Raw genomic sequence first — 23,229 nt, forward strand, 5'->3', positions numbered from 1 at the left:
GCTAGTTGATGGGCCACGCCGAGTTCCACGACGTGGTCGTCGGGTAGTTATCGTAGCTGCCCTCGATGACCAGCCCGTCGGACTGCCCGCGCCAGCGCCTCGGGTTCGTCGGGTGCGGCGTACGGTTCGTGAAGGCGTCCTTGATCGCGTTCTCCACGCGCTGGGGGTGCCAGCTGTCGGGGAAGAACGTGCTGGAGCCGTCCTTCGGGTGCCAGGTGCCGTCGGCGGCCTGCACGTCGACCCGGGCCCGGTACGTGCCGGACGGGTTGCGCTCCAGGATGATCTCCATCCCGTCGGCGTCGCGACGGACCCGGGCGCCGGGCGGGTTCCAGCCGTTGTGCCGGTGGTGGTAGCCGGAGCCGCGCAGCCCGTGCGGCCTGCGCACCACGTGGCCGCGGAAGACGTGCTGGTACCGGGGGTGCCGCAGCCGCGCCCGCAGCCACTTCTCGACCGGCTGGAACACGCCGCTGCGGCCCCCGCCGCGCCGTCTAACCACCCAGCACCGCGTTCAGCGCGAGGTTGATGAGCTGGTCGATGACGACCTGCGTGAGCATCTTGAAGATCGGTATCTCCAGCAGCGACGCGCCGAACGTGGCGACCGCGGTCGCGATGGCCTGGGCGATCTCGATCGCGAGCAGGACCAGCTGGACGATCACGTTGATCTTCAGGGCGAGCACGATGCCGGCGCAGATCATCAGGCCGGCGCCGATGAGGTGGGCCGCGGTCGCGCCGTCCTCCAGGTTGGCCCGGGCCGAGTCCGCCTGCTGCCACGACGCGCGGAACGCCTCGACGGCGCTGTCGTGGTTGGCGGTCCAGACCCGCTGCGCGGCGGCGTCGGCGTCGGCGAGCCCGTTGGTGAGCCGGTCCGGGAACGCCATCCACGCCCCGGCCATCTCGAACAGCTTCGTCTCGTCGGCCTCCGGCCAGGTGTACCCGAGCATGGCCAGCAGCGAGACCAGCTCACCGGGCAGCTGCAGCCCCATCATCCACCCCCGAGCGCCTGCTTGTAGGAGTTGAGGTCGGTGCGGTTGCCGGACTCCGTCTCCACGTAGTTCTCACCCATCCGGCGGGTCAGGCCGCCGATCTGCCCGATCTCGTCGGTGTTGCCGGCGTACGTCTCGAACGCGAGGTCGCTGATCACGCCGTACACCATCCCGATGAGCGACCCGACATCGTCGGTGCCCCACGGCTCGCCGTACGCCGCGAGCTCACCCTGGAACGCGGTGATCTCCCGCTGGATCACCTGCGCCGCGGTGAGGATCCCGTCCCCGGAGCGCATGATCCCTTCGGGATCGATCTCGACACGGTCCGACGACATCGGCTCACGGCTCCCTGATCCTCGACATGATCCCCGTCAGCGCCGCGGTGAGCTGCGTCATCTGGGTCACGCTGGCCTGGCGCACGTCGTCGACCCGGCGGCGCAGGTCGGCCAGGTCCGCGGCGGCCCGCGCCGCCCCGTCCGCCTCGGCGCCGGCGAGGGCGGCGTTGACCGCGGTGACGACGTGCGCGGCCAGGTCGACCGACGTCAGCCGCATGGCCCAGGGCCCGAACGTAAACCCGGTGACCGCGCCGCCGGCATCCACCCGGGCGGCCACGTGCCCGTCGCCGTCCGCGCCCTGACTGGTGCGGGCGTCTGCTTGTGCCGCGCCTTGTTCCGCGCGCTGTTGCGCTGAGCCGGTGTCCTGGGCGGCCCGCAGCGTGCCGGCCAGGGCGGCGAGGAGCTGGTCGAGGCCCTGGCCGCCGGTGTCGCCGCCGAGCCCGGTGCGGTCGCCGACCTTGGCGATGGCCCGGTCGAGGGCGGTCTGGATCTCGTACATGGCGCGCTCGCCCTGGTCGCGCACCTGCTCGACGCTCGTCTCCAGCGCGGCGAGGGACGGCACGCCGGCCTCGGCCGCGGCCGGCACCGGAACCCGCGACTGCCGCAGCGCCTGGTTGGCCGCCTCGGTGAGCAGGGCGCCGATCTCCTCGCCGGTGCGGCGCATGACCTGCGGCGCCAGCGTCACGGCCCGCAGCCGCCCGCCCTCGGCGACCACCTCGACCGCCCCGTCCCCGGCGTGCGCGGTCGCCTCCCGCCCCGCCCCGCCGGCCGTCGCCGCGGGTGCGGTGGGGTTGCCGTGGACGGCGGCCGCCCGTAGCTGGGCGAGCTGCCGCTTCGCGTCGTCGATCCGGTTCGCGTAGTCGTCCGCCATGCCCACCCGCCTCTCGTACGCCCGCCGAAAACCCTAACAAGAGCAGCCAATCCCGGCCGCCCCGTCCGCTGTGACGGTGCCGACGCCGCATCGACGCGGGGCATCGTCCGGCCGGGATGATGCGGCTGGTATGGGGGAGCGGGCCGGTGCCGTGGTGGATATTGACGGCAGCGTATGTGCGCGGAGATGAGGGCGACCATGAGCAGAACCCGGCGGATCGCGGTGATCGTGGCGCTGGCCCTGGCCGCGGCCGGTGCCGTGGTCGTGACGACCTCGACGGCGGCGGTGGCGGCGGACCTGTCGGTGGCGCAGGCCATCGCGGCGCAGGACGGGCGGTCCGCGTCGGTCGCCGGCTACGTCGTCGGGCAGCCGACCGCGACCACCACCGTGCTGCGGTCCGGGTTCACCGGCGACACCGCGCTCGCCCTCGCCGACACCGCGAGCGAGACCGGCACCACGCGGATGCTGTACGTGCAGATCACCACCGCGTACCGGGCGTCGTTCGGGCTGCAGTCCAACCCGTCGCTGATGGGCCGCCGGCTCGTCGTGGCGGGGCAGCTGACGGCGTACTTCTCCCACGCCGGGCTCAAGTCGCCGACCGCGATGAGCCTCGCCGGCACCACCCCCACGCCGACCGTGACCCCGACCGTGACGCCGACCGCCACCGGCCCGGTCGAGCCCTACTACGCCGCGGCAGCGGGCAAGACCGGGACCACGCTGCGCTCGGCGCTGCACAGCATCATCAAGGTGCAGACCGCCATCTCGTACGACCAGGTGTGGAACGCCCTCAAGGACACCGACCAGGACCCGGGCAACAGCGCCAACGTGATCCTGCTGTACTCGGGGCGCTCGCAGAGCAAGACCAGCAACGGCGGCGGCGCGAACGACTGGAACCGCGAGCACGTCTGGGCCAAGTCGCACGGCGACTTCGGCACCGCGACCGGCCCCGGCACCGACGTGCACCACCTGCGCCCCGAGGACGTCTCGGTCAACGCCGCCCGCGGCAACAAGGACTTCGACACCGGCGGGTCCGCGGTCAGCGAGGCCCCCGGCTGCCTCACCGACAGCGACTCGTTCGAACCCCGCGCCGCCGTCAAGGGCGACGTGGCCCGCATGATCATGTACATGGCCATCCGCTACGAGGGCGACGACGGCTGGCCCGACCTGGAGATCAACAACCTGGTCGGCAACGGCACGGCCCCGCGCATCGGCAAGCTGTCGGTGCTGCTGCAGTGGCACCAGCAGGACCCGCCGGACGCCTTCGAGCGCCGCAGGAACGAGCGCATCTACGCCGCCTGGCAGCACAACCGCAACCCGTTCATCGACCACCCGGAATGGGCGGCGGCGATCTGGGGCTCCTGAGCCGGTCTCAGAGGGCTTCGAGGAGCTCGACGAGCCGGGCCGCGTTGCGCTGGGAGTTGTCGGCGCAGCAGTTGTTCAGCAGCACGTGGGTCTCGGTGGTCCGCGCGGCCAGGACGCGCAGGTCGGTGGCCCAGGCGGCCAGTTCCCGGTCCGAGTACAGGTAGGCGAACTTCTCGTCGATGTCCTTGCTGGTCCAGCGCTCGCTGCGGCCGTGGAAGCGCACCACGGCGAGGTCGGCGGTGGCCTCGACGACCGGCGGGACCGAGGAGCGGTGGCCCTGCGGCATGTCGACGACGACGTACGGCAGGTCGTGCGCGCGCAGGAAGTCCAGCGTCTCGCGGTGCCGGTCGCCGGCGAACCACGACACGTGGCGGAACTCGACGGCGACCCGCAGCGGCCGGCAGCGGGCGGCCACGTCGAGCACGGTGCGGCGGGCTGCCTCGCCGGCGGTGAACCACGGCGGGAACTGGAAGAGCACGACGCCGAGCTTGCCGGCGCGGACCAGCGGATCCAGGGCGGCAAGGAAGCGGCTCCACACCTCGTCGAGCGCGGCCGGCGGCAGGTCCGCCGGGTAGAGCCGCGGCTTGCCGGTGTCCGGGCGCAGGTCCTCGGGCAGCGCGCCGGCCCGGACCGGGTGGCCGGTCAGCAGGCCGAACGCCTTGACGTTGAACGTGAAGCCCGGCGGGGTCCGCTCCGCCCACAGCCACGTGCGCTGCGCGGGCAGCGCGTAGTACGTGGCGTCGACCTCCACGATCGGGAACCGGGTGGCGTAGTACGCGAGGCGGCGCTCGGGGGTGTTCGCCCCGGGCGGGTACCAGCCGGACTCGAGCAGCGACTTGTGCGTCCACGAGGCGGTGCCCACCTTGATCTCACCCATGCATGCAGTGCGTCCCAACCGGCGCCACCGGCAAACCGCCCCCGGATTGCCGTGGGGGTGGGGGGAGGGGCAGAATCCGGCGGTGACCTTCCCAGAGCCGCCGGCCGGCGGCGTGCCGTCGTCGCGGCGGCGGACCGGCCTGATCGTCGGGGCTGCCGTCGCCGTCGTGGTCGTCGTCGTGGCGGGGCTGGTGCTCGCCGGGCGGGGCGGTGACGGCGCCGGGCGGGGCGGCGGGCCGGGTGCCGGGGCGGCCCCGTCGGCGGTGGCATCAGGCGCGACCGGCGCCGGTGGTACCAGTGCCGCGGCGACCGCCTCGTCGGGCGCTTCGTCGGGCGCTTCGCCGGCGGTGCCGCCCCCGGCGGCGACCGCGACCACGGGCGCGGCCGTGGCGCGGGTGGTGATGCCGAACGTCGTGGGGCAGAACGCGGCGGCGGCGCGCATCACGCTGGAAGGGCTGGGATTCAGCGACGTGCGGTTCGGCTCGGCGGACGCCGGGGACCCCGACGTGGTGCTGCCGCAGAACTGGACGGTGACGCGGCAGTCGGCGGCCGCCGGGGACCGGGTGGCCACGACCACCGCGGTCGTGCTGACCTGCACCAGAAGGGTCTGACGCGCCCCCGGTGCGGCGGGGTCAGGCGGGCGCGGAGGGGAGGTTGCCGCGCTCGGTCAGGAACGCGCGCAGCGTCTCCTGCTGCTCGGCGGTCATGAACTGCAGCGGGATCACCGTGTACGGCACCCGGCCGGTGAACAGCACCCAGAAGCCGCGCGACTCGGTCACCTTCGTCACCTCGTCCCAGTCGAGGTGGCCGCTCTCGGTGCCGCTGCGCATCGTGACGGTGTCGTCGTTGATGTCGTAGCCGCCGTCGACCGCGAGGCCGTCGAGGCGCCGGCGGGCCGAATACCGCGCCCAGACCGGGAACAGCATCGACGCGACGCCGACGACGAGGATCGTGATGAAGAACGGCGTGGCGTCGAAGTCGTCGCCGCCGATCGGCACCCACAGGCCGAGCAGGCCCACGGCGATCAGCCCGAAGCCGATGTACCGGTACTTGCGCAGGTACACGTCACTGAGCACGGTGGCGACCCGGGCCGCGTACGCGGGGTCGGCCGGGACGTCGAATCGGATGTGCACGCCGGAAGGATACCGGGCGGCCGGCCGTACCCGCGACGAACCGGACAAGTGCCACCATCCCGGCGGCGTCGGCGACCGGCCGGGTCCGGCAGCAGCCGGCCGGGCCGGGGTGGCAACCGGCCGGCAACCGGCGGGCACCGCGACCCCCGCGGACGTCCCCCGAACAGCTGTCCACTGTGGACGCCGACGGCGCGGGGCGGACACCCCAACGGCAACCGGCGGCGAACCGGGGGCGCTCCGGGTGCCCCGGAATCTTGTGGAGGTCAGGCCGCCGGGGCCTGGCGCCAGCTTCCGGGGGAGATCGTTCCAGCGCATCGCCGCCGACCCGCGCTTCGACGTGACCGTCAAGTAACCACCCCCCGGTGCCGAAGGCCGTCCAGGACCCCCTCCTGGGCGGCCTTCGCGGATCCGGCCGGTGGCAGACTGGGCCACCATGAGCGAAGCGCCGCAAGCCACCGGGGTGGTCATCCCCACCGTCGACGGGGCACCGAGCACGTCCGCGCTCGGCCGGGGCGTCGTCGCCGACGCGCTGCGGTCCGTGCACCCCGAGTGGGCCCGCGACGCGGAGACCACCACCGACTGGCGCGGCGGCTACCTGCGCCACTTCCGCCGCCTCGTCGAGGCCGGGCTGCCGTCCCGCGAGGCGGCCCTGACCGTCGCCGCCGACGGCCTCACCGGGTTGCGGTCGCGGATGCGGCACCGCCACCGCCCCGGCGACGCGGAGCAGCCCCTGGACGCCGCGTTCGACGCGCCGGCCGGTGCGCCGCTGCGGACGGTCACCGTCACCGGGTCCGGCGAGGCGCGGCGGGACCTCGTCGTGCCGTACCGGGGAGACCGCCTGCACGGCGAGAGCCTGGACCGGCAGCTCGACCGGTGGGTCGACGGCGGCGTCATCGAGCGCTCCTGCGCGGAGGCGGTGCGCACCGTCGCCGCCAACCCCGACTGGCTCGCCCTGCGCGGCCGGCCCGTCGTCGTGCTCGGCGCGGGCGCGGAGATGGGCCCGCTGACGGCGCTGCTGCGCTGGGGCGCCGACGTCGTCGCGGTCGACCTGCCCCGCCCCGCCATCTGGCAGCGGCTGCTGGAGACCGCGCACCGCGGCGGCGGCCGGCTGCACGTGCCCGTCGCCGGCGGCGACGACGCCGACCTCGCCCAGCGGGCCGGCGCGGACCTGCTGCACGACCTGCGCCGCGTCACCGACTGGCTGGGCGACGTCGGCGGCGCGCCGGTGCTCGGCAACTACGTGTACGCCGACGGGCCGCTCAACGTGCGGGTCGCCACCGCCGTCGACGCGCTCACCGTGCGGCTGCGCGCGGCCCGGCCCGACCTGGCGCTGGCGTTCCTCGCCACGCCCACCGACGTGTTCGCGGTGCCCGACGACGCCGTCGAGGAGGCCGTCCGCCGCTACGCGACCGCCACCGGCATCGGCCGGCTCCGGCGCCCGCTGCGGGCCCTCAGCGGCGGGCGGCTGCTCGCCCCGAACTACCCCGCGGGCCGGTACCCCGGCATCAACGACAGCCTCGTGCCGCAACAGGGGCCCAACTACGCCCTCGCGAAACGCCTGCAACGGTGGCGGGCCGCGCACGAACGCGCCGCCGGCGCCACCGTGTCGCTCACCGTCGCGCCGGCCACCCGCACCCGCAGCGTGCTGAAGAACAGGCTGCTGGCCGCCGCGTACGCGGGCGCGCACCGCTTCGGCATCGAGATCTTCGAACCGGCGACCAGCAACACGCTCATGGCCGCGCTGCTCGTGCACGACCTGCACGTGCCGCGCCCGGCCGGCACCCACCCGTGGCAGGAGGAGGCGTACGCGGCGGCGCACGGCGGGCTGTGGCGGCAGGCGTACACGCCGCGCAGCGCCCTCGGCATCGCGGTCCTGCTCGGCATCGGCGCGGCCCGCGGCTGACACCCTGCCGGCGCATGCCGTGCCCGCCGGGCCTGGTCGCGGCGTTGCCCGGACGGCGGGGCCGGTGCGCCTTGTAGCCTGGGGGCTCGGGCGTACCCGCGACGTGAGGTGGGCGATGGTGGTGGCGCACCGGGCCCACGGCGACGGGCCCGACCTCTCCCGGATCGCCGCCGCCGCGTCCAGCGACGCCGGTGGCGTCGACCCGGAGCTGCTCGGCGGGTTCCTGCCCGCGGTCGTCGCGGCGACCGCCGCCGGCCGGCGGCTGCGCCGCCGCGAGCTGGAGGCGTGCGCGACGTCGGGGCGCCGGGCGGCGGTGCGCGGGGTGGCGCTGCGGGCGCTCGTCGACCTGTACCTGTCCGCGGCGTGGCGGCTGTGGCGCGACGTGCCGCAGGTCGCCGCCGGCGACGGCGACCGGGTCCGCGACGCCGCCCTCGCCGTGCTGCGGGCCGCCGACGACGGCGTCGCCGCGCTCGTGGAGGGCTTCCAGCTGGCCCGCGCCGACGTGATCCGCCTGCAGGAGTCCGTCAAGCACGACGTGCTGGAGGCGCTGCTGGCCGGCGGGCAGCAGGCGATCGAGGCGACCGGCCCGGCCGCCGACATCGGGCTCACCCTGACCGGTCCGGTCGCGGTGCTGGTCGCCCGCCGGCCGGCCGGCTTCGGCGGGCCCGACACGGCCGCGGCCCCCGGACGGCTGGAGCGGGCCCTGCAGGGCCGCCACGGCGACGCCCAGCCGCTCGTGCTCATCCGCTCGGGTGAGCTGGTGTGCGTGTTCGCCGCGCCCGACGCGGCGGCGGTCCAGGCGGTCCGCGACATCGTCGTGCGGGAGCTGGACGGCCAGATCCGCGACGAGCTCGCCCCGCGCTCGTGGCGGGGCGCCGTCAGCAGCCCCCGCATCGGCGCGGCCGCGGTGCGCACCAGCCACGACGAGGCCCGCTACGCCCTCGGCCTCGCCGACCGGCTCGGTCTGGAGCAGCCCGTCGCCGACGCCCGCGACCTCACCATCTACCGGGTGCTGCTGCAGGACCTGCCGGCCGTGCACGATCTGGTGCGCAGCACCCTCACCCCGCTCACCCGGGCCCGCGGCGGCGCCGCCCACCTGGTCGAGACCCTCGACGCGTACTACGCCACGGGCTGCGTCGCCACGGAGACGGCGGCCCGGCTGAACCTGTCGGTGCGGGCCGTCACGTACCGGCTCGCCCGCGTGGCGGAGCTGACCGGCAGGGACCCGTCCGAGCCCGCCGAGCGGCTCACCCTGCACGCCGCGGTGACGGCCGCGAGACTGCTCGACTGGCCCGCGACGCCCCTCGAAGGCTGACCGCTACGTTGCCGACGACCGGCAACGTACCTACGGCCGAACGTCCGGCGGCGGACGCAGCGGGGCCCGCCGGTGACGAGCGACGCTGGAGCCCAGACGTTTGCTATCTGGAGGCATTCATGCTCGATGTGCCGATCTGGCTGTGGGCGACGTTCGGCACCGCGGTCGTCGTCATGCTCGCCGTCGATCTCTTCGCCCACCGTAAGGAACATGTCATCGGCTTCCGCGAGGCCGCCAAGTGGAGCGCCGTGTGGGTGGCGCTGTCGCTCGCGTTCGCCGGCCTGGTCTGGGCGACCCTGGGCGCCGAGGCCGGCGTGGAGTTCACCACCGCCTGGCTGCTGGAGAAGAGCCTGTCGGTCGACAACCTGTTCGTGTTCGCCCTCATCTTCGGCTACTTCGCGGTGCCCAAGCAGTACCAGCACCGCGCGCTCTTCTACGGCGTCATCGGCGCCCTGATCTTCCGGGCGATCTTCATCGCGGCCGGCGTGGCGATCATCAGCAAGTTCACCGTCGTGCTGTTCGTCTTCGCGGCGATCCTGCTGTGGAGCGCGTACAAGCTGCTGAAGGACGACGAGGAGGACTACGACCCGAGCACCAACATCGCGGTGCGCCTGGTGCGCAGGATCGTGCCGGTGCAGCAGGAGTACGCCGGGGCGAAGTTCTTCGTCAAGCAGGGCGTGAAGTGGGTCGCCACCCCGATGCTCGTCGTGGTGGTCGCGATCGAGGCCGCCGACCTGGTCTTCGCCGTCGACAGCGTGCCCGCGGTGCTCGCCGTCAGCGACGAGACGTTCATCGTCTACTCGTCCAACGCCTTCGCCATCCTCGGCCTGCGGGCGCTGTACTTCCTGCTCGCCGGGATGCTGGACAAGTTCCGGCACCTGTCGAAGGGCCTGGCGATCATCCTGGCCTTCATCGGCGTGAAGCTGATCCTGCAGGCGGCGCACAAGACGATCAGCACGGCGGTGCCGGAGATCCCGTCGCTGGTCAGCCTGGCGGTCGTGGTGGTGGTGCTGGCGGGGTCGGTGGTGCTGAGCCTGCGCCACCCGCCTGCGGAGCCCGCGGAGCTTGCGGAGTCTGCGGAGCCGTTGGCATCCTCGGATGCTGTGAAGTCTCCGGAGGGCGAGTCCGTCGAGGAGGCGGTGGGGCGGTCGTCGCGCCACCACGGGTAGGCGCGTCCAAGGGGGGCGGCGGACCGGTCCGCCGCCCCCCTTTGCTCATGCCTGGGCCTGTTTCGCCTCGGGGGCGAGCAGCGACCAGACCTCCGTGTCGTGGCGGATCCCCTGGTACGGGTACGCCTCCCGCAACACACCGTCCAGCCGCATGCCGAGCCGCCGGGCGACCGCGCTGCTGGCCGTGTTGTCGGGGCGGCAGCGCCATTCGACGCGGTGGATGCCGCGGGTGTGCACCGCGTGGTCGATGAGCAGCCGCACCGCGCGGGTGACGAGGCCGCGGCCCTGCCCGGCCGGCTCCAGCCAGCAGCCGATCTCGCAGGTGCCGGCGGCGGCGTCGAACGCGACGAACATGGTGCCGCCGACGAGCGTGCCGTCGAGCCAGATGCCGAACAGGCGGCCGGCGTCGCGGGCGGCGAGGTCCGCGTACCGCTGCAGCGTCGCCCGGGCGGATTCGAGGTCGGTGCTGACCCCGGCCCACGGGATCCACGGGTCGACGGTGGCCCGGGCCCGGTCCATGTGGGCGAGGAACTCGGCGGCCTGCCACGGCTCCAGCGGGCGCAGCTGCGCGCCGTCGGCGAGCGGAACACTGAACATGATCTGCACGCTACAACCACGGCGTTCCGCCGGGGGTGCGGCTGTCGCGGTCCTTGCCGCGCTCACCGTGGTGATCCAAGTCGCGTGCCGGCCGTCTGGGACGACCACGGCGCGGCTTCGATCAAGCGGGCGGGATCGTGTCCGGGGGCCGGTGGGGTAGGGGAGACTGCACGGCATGAGCGACACCTCCCTGCGCGTCGGGCTGGTCGGCTACGGCACGGCCGGCTCGGCGTTCCACGCACCGCTGATCAGCACCACGCCCGGCCTGCGGCTGAGCGCGATCGTCACCGCCGACCCCGGCCGCCGGCGCGCCGCCGCCGGGACGCACCCCGGCGCCGCGCTGCTCGACACCGCCGACGCGCTGTGGGCGGCGGCGGGTGATCTGGACGTCGTCGTGGTCGCCTCGCCCAACCGGACCCACGCGCCGCTCGCCCGGGCCGCCCTCCACGCCGGGCTGCCGGTCGTCGTGGACAAGCCGTTGACGCCGACGGCCGCCGAAGGCGACGAGCTGGTGCGGCTGGCCGCGGAGCGGGGGTTGCTGCTCAGCGTGTACCAGAACCGGCGCTGGGACGGCGACTTCCTCACCGCCCGCAGGCTCGTCGACGAGGGGGCGCTCGGGCGGGTGCTGCGCTTCGAGTCGAGGTTCGAGCGGTGGCGGCCGGTGCCGAAGGGCGGCTGGCGCGAGAGCGACGACCCCGCCGACGCCGGTGGCCTCCTGTACGACCTCGGCAGCCACCTCGTCGACCAGGCCCTGCAGCTGCTCGGGCCGGCGACCGAGGTGTACGCGGAGGTCCACACCCGCCGCGCCGGCATCCAGGTCGACGACGACGTGTTCGTGGCCCTGCGCCACGCCGGCGACGCCCGCTCCCACCTGTGGATGAGCGCCCTGGCCGCGGCGCCGGGCCCGAGGCTGCGCGTGCTCGGCGACCGGGGGGCGTACACGAAACACGGCATGGACGTGCAGGAGGACGCCCTGCGCGCGGGCCGGCTGCCCACCGACCCCGGCTGGGGCGAGGACGACCCCGCCCGCTACGGCATGCTCACCGTCGACGGCAAGGACGAGCCGGTGCCGACCGAACCCGGCGCGTACCAGCGCTTCTACAGCGGCCTCGTGCTCGCCCTGCGCGACGGCGCGCCGCCGCCGGTCGACCCGGCCGGCTCGGTGGCGGCGCTCAGGGTGCTGGAGGCCGCCCGGCGCTCCGCCGGGGAGCGGCGGGTGGTCACCCTCGGCTGACCCCGACGCTGCGCACCGTCACCGGCGCCGGGCTGCCGGGCCCGGCAGCCCGGCAGCCTGGTGCTTTTCGCGCGGGCGGCGTGGGAACCGGTGGGCGGGCGGCCGCGTCGGAGGTGACGTGAGGATGCTGCGCGCGGTGGCGCTGACGGTGATGCTGGTGTGCGCACTGGCCGGGTGCGCGGCCGTGGGTTCCGCGGGGCCCGGCGGTCCGCAGGACGGTGGCGGGATGGCTGGCGGCCCGGCGCCGCTGCGAGGATTCGGGATCGACGTCGACGAGGCGGTGGCGGCGCGGGTGCCGGTCGTGCACCTGCGCGTCTGCGGGGGCTGGGGGTGCCACGAGCAGGACGTGCCGCTGCACGTCTCGGGGCCGGTGAGCGCCATGCCGTGCCCGTCCGGGCCGTCGGTCGACCCGGACACCACGTGCAGCGCCGTGCAGCTGCCCGGCCCCGGCCCCGGGTACGGGTACGCGCCCGTCCCGCAGCTCACCGCCGAGCCGGTCACGGTCACCGTCACGACGCCGCCCGGGGCGCCGCTGGTGATCGCCGCTGAGGTGCAGGTCCGGCCGTCGATCGTGTGCCCCGGCGGCCAGCCCCGCGGCACCGGCACCCCGCCGGCCACCGCGAACGCAAGCCCTGCCGCGTGCGACGGTGGTGCGCCGCAGGCAGGGCTCCGCATCGCCGCCGACGGGACCGTCACCCAGTCCCGCTGAACCGGTCCGCGCCTGGAGCTCGGGGCAGGGGAGGCGGACGGGGTCGCTCCGGTGCCCTGGTGGTGGTGCCCGGCGGCGCCGTCCGGTCCGCTGTGCGTCGGGGTGCGCGGCCTCGTCGAACGCGTCGTCGCCAGCCGTGGGCCGTCGCCCAGCCGGCCCCCGCGAGGACCGCCGGCCGGGCAGCGCCTGCGAGGACCGTCGGCCGGGCGTGTCCCGCGAGGACCGTCGGCCGGGCAGCGCCTGCGAGGACCGCCGGCCGGACAGCGCCTGCGAGGACCGCCGGCCGGGCGTGTCCCGCGAGGACCGCCGGCCGGACAGCGCCTGCGAGAGACGCCGGAAACTCGTCGACACGGGCGAACGCCCCGACTGGCGCTGACCCCAGCCTCGCCGGGCGCGGCCTCACGTGCGGCCGGGCATGTCCCGCGGGGGAGGCCGGCCGGACCCGCCCTGCGGGGACCGCCGGGCGGGCAGGCCACGCCAGGTGGCGAACGCGGCGGTGGTGGCCGCGATCACGGCGACGCCGAGGGTCCAGCCGGCCACGACGTCGCTGAGCCAGTGGACGCCCAGCGCGACCCTGGTCAGCCCCGTCGCGACGGTCACGATCAGGGCGGCGGCGATGATGGTCCACCGGGTGGCGCGCTGGGTGCGTACCGGCGACGCGTCGGGCACGAAGGGCAGGAAGATCAGCAGGAGGACCCCGGCACCGAGCGCCGCGGTGAGCGAGTGCCCGGACGGGAACGAGTAGCCGGTGGCGTGCGACACCGGATCCAGGAATTCGGGCCGGTCCCGGCCGAGCAGCAGCTTGAGCCCCGCGCCGAGCAGGCCGCCGGCGACCATGGTGACGACCGCCCACAGCGCGACGCGGCGGGCGCCGCGCCACCAGAGCCAGACGGCGACGACGCCGACGAGGACGCGCAGCGGGCCGGGGGCGAACATGTCGGTCCACAGCTGCAGCACGCCGGCGAGCGCGGGGTTCGCCGACGTGCCGGCGTGCAGCGTCGCGGCGAGGTGGGCGTCGAGGGCCAGCAGCGGCGGCCACGCGGTCGCGACGAGCAGCATCAGCACCGTGAACGGCACCAGCAGCAGCACCGCGGCGGCCGCGGCCAGGGTCAGCCGCAGGCCCAGGTCGGAGCCGGGCCGGCGCAGCCACCGGCAGGGTCGTGGTCGTTGCGACATCCGTTGTGCGTACCCCCTCGGGGTGGTTCAGAACAGCGGTGCCAGATGAGAGCGGCTCAGGACATGAGGGTTTCCAGCCGTCGTTGCCGGTGCGGCGTCGTGGTCACGGCCGCGGTCCGTGCCGGCGGGTCAGCGGCGGCGGTCGGTGCGGGCCGGTGGGGTGATGCGGACCCGTTGCTGCGCCGGGCGGCGCTCGATGTCGTCGAGCTGGGCGGTGACCGTAGCGCGCAGCTCGTCGTAGTCGCTGAACGTGTAGTCGTGGAACAGCGTGTATCCCGCCCACATCAGGTTGGCGCACACCTGCGGCGGCACCTTGCCCGTCGCGGCGCCCATGCCGACGAGCGCGACCGACGTGATGCTGCCCGGCTCCGCCTCGTTCTGCCGGTGGATCGCCTGGAACGCCGCGGCGCATGCGAGGGCGACGTTGAGCGTCTCGCGCACGTTCTGCACCGACTGGGTCATCGTCGGCGTGGAGATGAGGTACTTCGGGTTCGCGGCGCCCGACGGCACACACACCGCACTGCCGATCGGCAGCGAGCCGGCGAACCCGTCGCGGATCGCGCGCTGCACCCGCAGCTGGATGCCGGCGCCGAGGTGCCGCTTGACCACCGCGTCGACGCCGCCGTCCATCCGGCCCTGGGAGTTGGTCGGGCTGACCCACGCGTCGACCCGCTGGTCAAGGATCGAACCCTGCACGATCGTCACCTCAGGCGTGTCGGCGAACGCGGACCGCCACGCCTGCACGACGCTGGCGTTGACGTCGCTCAGGACCACCCTGAGCTGCTGCTTCGGTGCATCTGCGGTCATGGCTCACTCCGATGTGGACGAAGGGGCGGGTGCGAAGGGCTCGAAGGTACCGGATGCTTCGCGGCGGAAAAATTGTCGGAGGTCGGTGCTAATCTCCGGGCGCCTTCGGGGCCTGCGCGCCGCCGGGGCAGACCTCGCCGTGCCGTCCCTGGGAGCGATCGTGAGCGACACCGACGACCTTCTCGCACTCGCCGAGCTGTTCAGCGGCGGCGGTGAGCCGTGGCTGCCGCTGCTGAAGCCGGTCATCGAGGCGCAGCCGGCCGCGGCCTCGTTCATCGGCCCCGGCCGCAGCCCGCGGGTCGTGCCGGTGCGGGAGCTGACGTTCCAGGCGCTCAAGCCCAACCCGCCGCACAGGTGGAAGGTCGTGGTCTTCGGGCAGAACCCGTATCCCAGGCCGGAGAGCGCGACCGGCATCGCCATGTTCGACAACACGTTCCACGACTGGGACGACAGCCAGTTCGGCAAGGTCGTCTCGATCCGCTGCATCATCAAGGCCGCGGCGATGTGGAAGCACGGCATCCCGAAGAAGACCCCGATCGCCGACATCCGCAAGCTGCTCAAGCAGCACGACACGGTGCAGCCGCCCGAGTGGTTCCAGGCGATGCTGACCCAGGGCGTGCTGCTGCTCAACGCGGCGCTCACCGCCAGCAGCGACGGCGCCATGGCCACCGACCAGCACACCGCGTTCTGGCGCCCGGTCGTGGAGCGGCTCGTCGAGGAGATCCTGAAGGCCAAGCAGGACGCCGACGAGCCCGACCGCAGCGTCGTGTTCGCCTGGTGGGGCGCGCACGCGCGCAGCCTCAAGAGTGTCGTGCAGCGCCTCGAGCGCAAGTATCCGGGTGTGCGGGTCCGGCACATCGACCACGCCAACCCGGCCGCGCAGGGCGACATCTTCTGCGACAACGAGCACTTCGCCGCCGTCAACGACGCCCTCGACGCGCTCGGCGCGCAGCCGGTCGACTGGCTGCCCAGCAAGGGCTGGAACACGGTGCCCGCCGACGACGGCCGCACCGACGACGGCACCGCCGACCGGATGGCCGCGTTCATCGCGTCCACGATGGAGCTGCACCAGCTGTATCTGGAGCGCCTCGCCAGCGTCAAGGACGAGGGCCTCGCCCTGCCCGCGATCACCGGCGTGTTCGACACCCCGCTCATGGAGTTCCGCGAGGCCGTCGCCCCGGCCGCCAAGCTGCTGTCCGGCCTCGACTGGCACGTCGAGCAGTCCCACCAGTTCGGCACCAGCCGCGCCGGCGACCCAGGCGGTCTGAGCACCGACGAGGTCGCCGCCCTGTACCTGTACACCTGCGAGTCCGCCTTCTACCGGCAGATCAACGCCACACTGCGCAGCCCCGACCGGAGCAGGATCGTGCCGTACCTGCCGTATCTGCGGCTGCTGTTCTCGGCCGTGTCCCGGCTGCCCGTGCGCACCGAGCCGCTGTGGCGCGGCGTGTCGATGGACCTGCGCGCCCAGTATCCCGCCGGCCAGACCGTCACGTGGTGGGGCGTGTCGTCGTGCACCTCGAAGCTCAGCGTCGCCGAGGCGTTCCTGGGCCGCCGCGGCAAGCGGACCCTGTTCGAGGTGCACCCGCAGCGGGCGGTGGGGATCCGGAGGTTCTCCGCGTTCACCGGGGAGGAGGAGTTCATCCTGACCCCGGGCACCCAGCTGAAGGTCACCGACGTGAAGGCGGAGCGCGGCGGGCTGTGCACGGTGCGGCTGACGGAGCTCGCCGAGCAGCACCAGGTCAGCTGACGGGGAGCGGCTTGGGGCGGCTCGGGGCGGCTCGGGGCGGCGTCGCCGCCGGGGGGTGGGCGGTGATGCCGGTGGGTGGTCGCGGCTGCGGTGTCCGGCCGTCGCGCGCGTAGGGTGCGCTGGCGTGCGAGGGGATCCGTCGGGGATGGGCAGCGGCCCTGGGGTGCTGATGGATGGTGGGGTGCTGGACGTGCCGCTGCCGGAGGGGCACCTCGTCGCGGCGCGGGACGACGGGCGCGGGCCGGTGTGCTGGGTGACCGACGGGCCGGTCCCGGCGCGGTTGTGGGGTCGGCTGCGGGCCGCGCACGGGCGGTCTGGATTGTGGCCGGTGCTGGTCTTCGACGGGTTGGGAGATCTCGCGTTCGGCTGGTTCGCGTCGGACGCGGTGGCCGTGGACCGGCTCGACGCGGCGGCGGTGCTGGTCCGGTCGTGGGGAGGGTTCGGTGAGGGGTTCCTGACCCGGGCCGACCGGCGGGCGCTGGGCCTCACCACCCGGTGGTGGCAGGACTGGCGGCGGCTGCCCGCGCCGTGGCCGGGGAGCGCCCCGGCCGGTGTGCCCGTCGCCGATCCCGACCGGGTCGCCGACGTGACCGCCGCCCGTCTGGTGGAGGCGGTCACCGGCCGAGGTAGGAGTCGGGACGGTGGTGGTGGCCGTGGAGCGGGCGCCGGGACAGACCGTCCTGGAGCGCTGACCGAACGTACTGCGGCCGCAGCGACAGGCCGTCCCGCCGCAGCGACCGGAAGCTCCACCGCAGCATCCGTCCACCCCGCCGCCTCAGCCGAGGAGGGAGACGCTGGCGTAGGCGATGAGGGAGACGCCGGCGCGGGCCGGAAGGCGGGCATTGACCGTGCCGGGGACCGGGACGTCACCGGCGGTGTCGAAGAGCTGGCAGCGGTCGCGAACGTCGGTCCCGGCGTCCAACTGGCCCTCGTCCCGTGTGCCCGGGGTGCGGACGCCCTCGCCGTCGCGGGCTGGATTCCCAGTGACGGCGAGCCCGGCGTGCCCGAGACGCTCGCGGCCGTCGTACGCAGCTGGGAGGACCGGTTCGGCGCCCGGCTGATCGGTGTCGGCGGCGGGACGTTGCTGCTGAGTGTGGCGGCGCCGCCGGTGACGCTCGAGCAGGCGGTCCGGGTGGCGGTGGAGCACTTCGGGTTCTGCCCCGAGGCCGAGCCGGTCGGCGGGTTCGCGTACGACCCCGACGGGTCACAGTTCCTGCAGTACGCCGCGGACCTCGTCGGCAGGAGGCTGTGGCGCTTCTGGTGGGACTGACCGCCGCGCAGGACACGGATCAGGGGGCCGGGAGGCGGATGCTCCAGTCGAAGCCGCCCGCCACCGCCGACCCGCCACCGCCACGCCGCCGGCAACCCGCCACCGCCGACCCGCCACCGTCGCGCCGACGTCCCGCCACCGCCCCGCGGCGGCGACCCGCCACCGCCCCGCGGCGGCGACCCGCCACCGCTTATGGGGCGGTCCAAGGGCTCACGGCGAGCCGGCCGGTGTTGCCGGGGTCGACCGAGAGGGCCAGGACGTGCCGGGCCTGCCCGTCCACCGGGGCGACGCTGACGTACGCGCCCTTCGCGACGGTCGCCGCGTCCGTGGTCAGGTTGCGCCAGACGAGGACGGCGACCGCGGTCCCGCCGGGCGGGACGGCGAGCCGCTCCGGCGGTGCGTCGTAGCGTTCGATGGTGGCGACGTTCGACGTGCCGTCCAGGACCGTCACGTCGAGGACCTTGCGGTCGGCGTCGAGGACGTCGACGGCCGGGTAACCCTGCACGGTGTACGTCGCCGTGCCGCAGTTGCGCAGCGTGATGCCGACGGCGCGCAGCCCCAACGCCGCGTCGACCTCGCCGACCGAGAGCGCGACCCCCGGCGCCAGGCACTGCGGCGCCGTGTCCACCAGGGCGGACGGCGTTGCCGGCAGCGGCGTCGGCACGACCTCGGGCACCGACACGTCAGGCCTGGCCGCGGCACCGTCCGGGTGCGCCGGGATGGTCCCGCACCCGGCGAGCACCGCCAGGGCGGCGAACGCGGCGGCAGCGGGGGCGAGGGCGGGGCAGAGCCGTCGTGCCAGCATCCACCCGATCATGCCGTACCGGCGCCGGTGCCGTTGGCCCGTCGCGGCAGGACGGCAGGCACGCACCGGCAACGACGTGGCACGCACGGTCAGCGGCGCGGCGGGCGCGGCCTCGCAGACTGGGACGGGGGCAGCGACGTTCGGCCGGTCACCGCGGGCCTCCCGCGACGGCGGCTGACCGGAGCTCGCGCCGGCACGTCCGCCGCTGAGGCGCGTCGGCCGCCGACGGTCAGGCGGTGGCGGCGGCGTTCGCGGGTGCGTGGGCGAGGACCGCCGCGGCGGCGACCGTCGCCCCGACCGCGGCCGCCGCGGTGGCGCCCCAGCCGGGCCGCACCGTGTCGCCGAGCAGCCCGACCCCGACCGCCGACGGCACCAGCACCTCGGCGATCCACAGCAGCGCGGTCACCGGGCCGACCTGGCCGTGTTCGAGGGCGTACGCGTACAGCAGCGTCCCCGTCACCCCGAACACCGCCAGGGCCCAGACGAGGGGTTCGGCGGCGACCGCCGCCGGGTCCTGCCAGGGGCGCGGCGGCAGGACGGCGGCGCGGGCGCACAGCGCGGCACCGCCGAACGCGAGCCCGGCGAGGGTGCCGGTGACGGCGCCGGTGACCGGCGGCGGGCACCACCGGGTGGCCGCCCACCCGGCCGCCGCGACCGGCACCGCCGCGGCGGCGAGGACCGCCCGGGTCGCCGCCGCCGGCGTCGCCGCGTCCTGCGGGCCGGACGCGGCGGCGAGGACCCCGAGCGCGGCGACGGTTACCGCGACGGCGGCCACGTCCACGCCCCGCAGCCGGGCGCCGAGCACGAGCCGGGCGGTCACGACCGTCACCGCGAGGGAACCGGCGAGGACCGCCTGCACCTGGTACACCGGCAGCGTCCGTAACGCCGCGAGCGACGCCAGCCACGCGAGGAGGTCGAGGCCGACGCCGCCGAGGTAGGCGGGGGCCCGCAACGTCTGCAGCATCCCGGGGGCGCGCCGGGCGCCGGCGGCCTGCAGCACCGACGACACGCCGTAGCCGACGGCGCCGGCGGCCGCGAACGCGAGCGCCACAGCCGGCGCGGCACTCACGTCGGCGGCCGCTCCGCCACCGGCCGCTCCGCCATCGGCCGCTCCGGAAGGTCCGGCGGCGGATCCGCCGGCGAGCCCGACGGCGAACCAGGCGGCGGATCCAGCGGTGAACCAGGCGGATCCGGGGGCGGACCTGGCGGCTGGTCGGCGCGGCCGAGGAGCCGGCCGATCACCGGCAGCTCCGCGACCCCTTCCGCGTCGGCGATCGCGAGCCCCTGCACCGGCGCGTTGCCCAGGCCGCTGAGCACCAGGTACCTGGGGCGCCACAGCGGCCGGTACTTCTCGTTGTACCGCCACAGCGACTCGATCTGCATCGTGTCGGAGAACCGGTGCAGCAGCCGGCGCTGCAGGTCGCTGAGCCGCCCCTCGCCGCGCTCGCCGGCCAGGACCTGCCGCATGACGGCGAAGTTCAGCCCGAGGCCCCACGCGCCCCACGCCCGCAGCTGCGCGATCGTCTCCACGATGATGAAGTCGGTGAGGCCGTTCGGCACGTCGTCGCCGGTGCTGCGGCGCATCACGTCGAGGGACCAGCCGGAGATGTCGGCGGCCGGGATCCAGTGGCAGAACCCGCCGGCCCGCCCGTCCGGGCCGTGCGCGACCGCGAGCAGCAGGCCGGTGTCCCGCGGGTCGAACAGCCGCGACAGCGTCATCGAGAAGCCGCGCTCGACGTCGCCGCGGCGGCTCTGCGTCATCAGCTCCCGCAGCTGCCCGGCGACGTCGTCCGGCAGCCGCGCCGGGTCGTAGAAGCGCACGGTGTACCCGGCCCGGCGCACCCGGTTGCACGCGCCCCGCAGCCCCTTCATCGCGTGCCCGTCGAGGGTGAACGTGCCGCAGTCGACGATCGCCTCGTCACCCAGGTACACCGGCCGCATGCCCGACGCCCGGTACACCGGCAGCCACCCGGCGCCGGCCCCGACGACGCTGACCGGCCAGCCGTGCCGGTCCGCGAACGCGGTGAACTCCGCCCACGCCTGCGCCCACTGCTCCGGCGGGCCGACCGGGTCCGGCGACACCAGGCACACGCCGTCGCGCACCGCGTACGCCACGACGCAGTCACCGGTGAAGAACCACGACTTGTCGTCGCGCAGCGCGAAGTACGCGAGGGTGTCCGCGCCGTACCCGGCCACGATCCGCCGGGCCCGCTCCAGGTCCGCCCGGTGCTCGGCGGGGCTCGGCGGCCGGTGCAGCCGCGGGCGCACCAGCAGCCACCCGACCACCAGCAGCAGGCTCAGCCCGGCCGCGTACAGCGCCGGGGCCAGCACCGGCGACGCCATCGGCAGCGGCGTCACCCGGTCGCCGACGAGCCGCCCCGCGACCGCCTCCGCCGTGTGTCCCGCGCCGGTGCGGTCCCGCGCGCCGGTCAGCAGCACCAGTACCGCCGACACCAGCACGACCAGGACCGCGCCACCGGCCAGGGTCAGCGTCGCCAGCCGCACCTGGCGGCTGTCGGGGCGGGCCGGGAACGCCGCCCGGTGCCGCAGCAGCCACCCCGCGACCAGGACCGCCAGGACCGCCTCCTCGACGTCGATACCCTTCACCACGTGCAGGACCGCGGTCGCGGCCAGCAGCAGCACCGTGGCCGTCCACGCCAGCCGCCGCCCGCGTCGCAGCCCCCACGCGAGCAGCAGCAGCGCCGCGGCGGTGAACACGACGGTCGCCGCCGCGGCCTGCGGCACCTCCACCGGCAGCGCCCCCAGCAGCGCCGCGAGCCGCCCCCGCAGCGGCGTCGTCAGCGCCGACAGCAGGCTCAGCACCGCGACAGCGGCGACCGCGACGGCGGCGACCCGCCGGACCTTCTCGTCGCGGGCCCGCCGCTCCAGGCCCGTCTGCTGCAGCGGCCACCCCGCCTCACCCGGCAGCGCAGCGACCACCTCCGGCGCCTCCGGCGCCGCGGCGGGGCGGCGGCGCGCCGCGAGCCGTTCCAGGCGGGTCATCTCACCCGCGCCGGACTCGCCGACGACCAGCTCCACCCGCACGTCCCGGCCGGCGTGCAGCTCCACCCAGGAGCGGCGCAGCAGCGCCGTGAACACCGGCGGCAGGAACCACCGGGCCGGCCGCGCCTCGACGCACCGCACCCCGCAGCCGCTGTTGGCGTAGAACCCGCCGGGGACCGCCGCCAGTTCCGGCTGGTGCGTGTGCCCGGTGACGAAGCCGGCGAGCCCGCCGGCGCACAGCGACGCCGCCACGGCCCGCGGCGCGCCGTTGAGGTGCATGCCCCGGGGGCCGAGGCGGCTGCCGGCCATCGCCGCGTACACCACCCGGGCGAGCAGCACCGCGATCGCGACCAGCACCGCCGCCTCGACGATCAGCCCGGTCCCGGCGAGCGCCGTCCAGTGCGGCAGCCACCGCAGCCGGCCCGTCTCCGACAGCAGGTGCACCAGCTCCGGGATGCGCAGCAGCACCGCGACGAGCAGCGGCAGCAGCAGCCACCACGCGTGTACGCCGAGGCGCCGGTACACCAGCCGGGACGCGACGAACTGGCCGACCGCGTTCGGGTCGGCGAGCGCGGCGACGTCGCCGAGCAGCGGGCTGCGCCGCACCTCCGGCAGGACCTCCTGCACGATGTGCTGCCCGAGCGGCGAGTCGAGCGGGTCCCGCGGGTCCCGCAGCGCGTTGGCCGGGTCGAACGTGTGCCCGTGCTCGCACCGCACGACCCGCCGCCCCGCGGCCGTGTCGAGCTCCAGGTCGGCCGACAGCGCGCACCGGGCGCCGACCCGCCGCTCGAACGTGCCGGCCGACACGCCGTCCCAGGCGACCGGCGCGTCGTGGTTGCCGACGATGACCACCACCTGCCGGTCGGGCGCCGCCGCGAACCCGTGCAGCGCCGCGGTCAGGGCGGGATGCGCGTCGAGGGCGGCCTCGACGGTGCCGCCGGGGTCGCCCCACAGCTCGACGACGTCGCCGTTGAGCACGACCGCGCCGGGGCCCTCCCACCGGGCGAGCCGGGCGGCGAGCTCCTGCTCGAGGCGGCGGGACGCGGCGGTGGGGCGGGACGCGAGGTGCAGGTCGCCGCAGACGAGCACGCGCCCGCCGGCGGGCACCGGCACGCTGATCCGGTCCGGGACGCGCAACGCCGCGCCCGCCGGCTCCTCCTGGTCCTTGGTGGGTGGTTGGTCGTCGTCGGGCGGGTCGCTCGCGACGGTCATGCGGGCAGCGTGAGGCAGGCGACGCGGGCGCCGGCGTCACCGGCGTCGCTCGGCCCGGTCTTCGTCGGCGCCGCGTGGATCACCAGCGACCGCGGCGGCGGGTCGAACGTCCACGGGTGCGTGGCGACCGCCGAGCCTCTGCCGTCGGCGCGGGTCGTGACGTCCAGCCACACCTCGTTCTGCGGGTTCGCGTCGGAGGGGTTCGCCGCCGGTACCGACACCGACGCCGACGACGCCTGCGGCACCGCCTTGGACGCCTGCCCCGGCACCGACGGCGACACCGGACCCGGGGCGACCGCGGGCGGCGACGGCGGGTTCGGCGCGACCTGCTGGTGCCGGTGCCGGTAGTGCGGCCCGGCGGCGTCACCGGTCGCGCCGCACGGGTTCGTGTGCAGGTGGACGCCGTACCCGCGGTTCGGCAGCAGCCCGGCGACCGTGAACCAGACCCGGCTGTCCGACGACGTCTGGGCGATGCTGACCGTGGCGACCGCACCGGCGGGGACGAGCGCCTGGTCGTAGGTGACCGCGGTCGCGCCGGGCGTGTACGCCGCGAACGTCCCGGTCGCGGACGTCACCCGCGGCGACGGGGCGGGATCGGCGCCGCCGGCGGACGGGGTGCACCCGCCGGCCAGGCCGACGGGCAACAGCAGCAGAAGCGTGGTGACGCGGTGCATGTGCCCAGCGTCGACCCGGCCACCGCACCCCGGGGCGCCGCTGCG

The 23,229-nt window shown here is 75.3% G+C and carries 22 protein-coding genes; 9 read left to right on the plus strand and 13 right to left on the minus strand.

Going from position 1 to position 23,229, the window contains the following annotated elements; all coding sequences use genetic code 11:
- Window position 1: 1 nt before the first annotated feature.
- Genes AB0H83_RS44730 through AB0H83_RS44745 form a run of 4 tightly spaced genes read right to left on the minus strand, consistent with a single transcriptional unit; the run spans window position 2 to window position 2,189 of the window.
- Window positions 2-496, minus strand: a complete 495-nt coding sequence (locus AB0H83_RS44730; protein ID WP_360107593.1) for an EndoU domain-containing protein — start codon at window positions 494-496, stop codon at window positions 2-4.
- A complete protein-coding gene (locus tag AB0H83_RS44735; RefSeq protein WP_360107596.1) occupies window positions 489-986 on the minus strand; it encodes a hypothetical protein in 498 nt (165 codons plus the stop codon). Before AB0H83_RS44735 ends, AB0H83_RS44730 begins: the two co-directional genes overlap by 8 nt.
- On the minus strand, window positions 983-1,318 hold the full coding sequence (locus AB0H83_RS44740; RefSeq protein ID WP_360107599.1) for a hypothetical protein: 336 nt from the start codon (window positions 1,316-1,318) through the stop codon (window positions 983-985). Before AB0H83_RS44740 ends, AB0H83_RS44735 begins: the two co-directional genes overlap by 4 nt.
- 4 nt (window positions 1,319-1,322) lie before the next feature.
- The gene (locus tag AB0H83_RS44745) at window positions 1,323-2,189 is read right to left on the minus strand and encodes a YbaB/EbfC family nucleoid-associated protein (protein ID WP_360107602.1); all 867 of its coding nucleotides are present in this window, start codon (window positions 2,187-2,189) and stop codon (window positions 1,323-1,325) included.
- Window positions 2,190-2,387: 198 nt separating this feature from the next.
- On the opposite strand from AB0H83_RS44745, the gene AB0H83_RS44750 reads away from it, so the two are divergent.
- On the plus strand, window positions 2,388-3,551 hold the full coding sequence (locus tag AB0H83_RS44750; protein WP_360107605.1) for an endonuclease: 1,164 nt from the start codon (window positions 2,388-2,390) through the stop codon (window positions 3,549-3,551).
- 7 nt (window positions 3,552-3,558) lie between these two features.
- Here AB0H83_RS44750 and AB0H83_RS44755 read toward each other — a convergent pair whose 3' ends face one another.
- Window positions 3,559-4,428 (minus strand): DUF72 domain-containing protein, encoded by an 870-nt coding sequence (locus AB0H83_RS44755; protein WP_360107608.1) that lies wholly within the window; start codon window positions 4,426-4,428, stop codon window positions 3,559-3,561.
- An 82-nt stretch (window positions 4,429-4,510) separates the two neighbouring features.
- On the opposite strand from AB0H83_RS44755, the gene AB0H83_RS44760 reads away from it, so the two are divergent.
- Window positions 4,511-5,038, plus strand: a complete 528-nt coding sequence (locus AB0H83_RS44760) for a PASTA domain-containing protein (RefSeq protein WP_360107611.1) — start codon at window positions 4,511-4,513, stop codon at window positions 5,036-5,038.
- Between the two features lie 21 nt (window positions 5,039-5,059).
- On the opposite strand, the gene AB0H83_RS44765 is transcribed toward AB0H83_RS44760, so the two are convergent.
- Entirely contained in the window at window positions 5,060-5,560 is a 501-nt protein-coding gene (locus AB0H83_RS44765; protein WP_360107614.1) for a YcxB family protein, read from the minus strand.
- A gap of 433 nt (window positions 5,561-5,993) precedes the next feature.
- Here AB0H83_RS44765 and AB0H83_RS44770 point away from each other — a divergent pair, with 433 nt between their 5' ends.
- From AB0H83_RS44770 to AB0H83_RS44780, 3 genes are all read left to right on the plus strand, one after another.
- The gene (locus AB0H83_RS44770) at window positions 5,994-7,463 is read left to right on the plus strand and encodes a hypothetical protein (protein WP_360107617.1); all 1,470 of its coding nucleotides are present in this window, start codon (window positions 5,994-5,996) and stop codon (window positions 7,461-7,463) included.
- Between the two features lie 115 nt (window positions 7,464-7,578).
- Window positions 7,579-8,778, plus strand: a complete 1,200-nt coding sequence (locus tag AB0H83_RS44775) for a helix-turn-helix domain-containing protein (RefSeq protein ID WP_360107620.1) — start codon at window positions 7,579-7,581, stop codon at window positions 8,776-8,778.
- A 119-nt stretch (window positions 8,779-8,897) separates the two neighbouring features.
- A complete protein-coding gene (locus AB0H83_RS44780; RefSeq protein ID WP_360107622.1) occupies window positions 8,898-9,947 on the plus strand; it encodes a TerC family protein in 1,050 nt (349 codons plus the stop codon).
- A 45-nt stretch (window positions 9,948-9,992) separates the two neighbouring features.
- Here the strand turns inward: AB0H83_RS44780 and AB0H83_RS44785 are convergent, their stop codons facing one another.
- Window positions 9,993-10,544, minus strand: a complete 552-nt coding sequence (locus tag AB0H83_RS44785) for a GNAT family protein (protein ID WP_360107625.1) — start codon at window positions 10,542-10,544, stop codon at window positions 9,993-9,995.
- 175 nt (window positions 10,545-10,719) lie between these two features.
- On the opposite strand from AB0H83_RS44785, the gene AB0H83_RS44790 reads away from it, so the two are divergent.
- Both AB0H83_RS44790 and AB0H83_RS44795 read left to right on the plus strand, forming a co-directional pair.
- The gene (locus AB0H83_RS44790) at window positions 10,720-11,778 is read left to right on the plus strand and encodes a Gfo/Idh/MocA family oxidoreductase (RefSeq protein WP_360107628.1); all 1,059 of its coding nucleotides are present in this window, start codon (window positions 10,720-10,722) and stop codon (window positions 11,776-11,778) included.
- Window positions 11,779-11,896: 118 nt separating this feature from the next.
- On the plus strand, window positions 11,897-12,487 hold the full coding sequence (locus tag AB0H83_RS44795) for a hypothetical protein (protein ID WP_360107631.1): 591 nt from the start codon (window positions 11,897-11,899) through the stop codon (window positions 12,485-12,487).
- 399 nt (window positions 12,488-12,886) lie between these two features.
- On the opposite strand, the gene AB0H83_RS44800 is transcribed toward AB0H83_RS44795, so the two are convergent.
- Together AB0H83_RS44800 and AB0H83_RS44805 are read right to left on the minus strand one after the other, a co-directional pair.
- Window positions 12,887-13,663, minus strand: a complete 777-nt coding sequence (locus AB0H83_RS44800; RefSeq protein ID WP_360107634.1) for a phosphatase PAP2 family protein — start codon at window positions 13,661-13,663, stop codon at window positions 12,887-12,889.
- A 129-nt stretch (window positions 13,664-13,792) separates the two neighbouring features.
- Window positions 13,793-14,470, minus strand: coding sequence for a macro domain-containing protein (locus AB0H83_RS44805; RefSeq protein WP_360107637.1), 678 nt, complete (start codon window positions 14,468-14,470; stop codon window positions 13,793-13,795).
- Window positions 14,471-14,630: 160 nt separating this feature from the next.
- On the opposite strand from AB0H83_RS44805, the gene AB0H83_RS44810 reads away from it, so the two are divergent.
- Both AB0H83_RS44810 and AB0H83_RS44815 read left to right on the plus strand, forming a co-directional pair.
- Window positions 14,631-16,220 carry an ADP-ribosyltransferase domain-containing protein gene (locus AB0H83_RS44810; RefSeq protein ID WP_360107640.1) on the plus strand — a complete coding sequence of 530 codons (1,590 nt, stop codon included), beginning with the start codon at window positions 14,631-14,633 and terminating at the stop codon, window positions 16,218-16,220.
- 124 nt (window positions 16,221-16,344) lie between these two features.
- Entirely contained in the window at window positions 16,345-17,490 is a 1,146-nt protein-coding gene (locus AB0H83_RS44815) for a DUF4253 domain-containing protein (RefSeq protein WP_360107643.1), read from the plus strand.
- 190 nt (window positions 17,491-17,680) lie between these two features.
- On the opposite strand, the gene AB0H83_RS44820 is transcribed toward AB0H83_RS44815, so the two are convergent.
- From AB0H83_RS44820 to AB0H83_RS44835, 4 genes are all read right to left on the minus strand, one after another.
- Window positions 17,681-18,295, minus strand: coding sequence for a DUF4232 domain-containing protein (locus tag AB0H83_RS44820; RefSeq protein ID WP_360107646.1), 615 nt, complete (start codon window positions 18,293-18,295; stop codon window positions 17,681-17,683).
- Between the two features lie 229 nt (window positions 18,296-18,524).
- Complete coding sequence (locus AB0H83_RS44825) at window positions 18,525-19,364, minus strand: hypothetical protein (RefSeq protein WP_360107649.1); 840 nt, start codon at window positions 19,362-19,364, stop codon at window positions 18,525-18,527.
- Window positions 19,361-22,510, minus strand: a complete 3,150-nt coding sequence (locus tag AB0H83_RS44830) for a phosphatidylglycerol lysyltransferase domain-containing protein (protein ID WP_360107652.1) — start codon at window positions 22,508-22,510, stop codon at window positions 19,361-19,363. The genes AB0H83_RS44825 and AB0H83_RS44830 overlap by 4 nt, the downstream gene beginning before the upstream one ends.
- Entirely contained in the window at window positions 22,507-23,184 is a 678-nt protein-coding gene (locus tag AB0H83_RS44835; RefSeq protein WP_360107655.1) for a superoxide dismutase, read from the minus strand. Before AB0H83_RS44835 ends, AB0H83_RS44830 begins: the two co-directional genes overlap by 4 nt.
- Window positions 23,185-23,229 lie beyond the last annotated feature (45 nt).

This window comes from Dactylosporangium sp. NPDC050688, from assembly GCF_040654515.1.
Taxonomy (GTDB): Bacteria; Actinomycetota; Actinomycetes; order Mycobacteriales; family Micromonosporaceae; genus Dactylosporangium.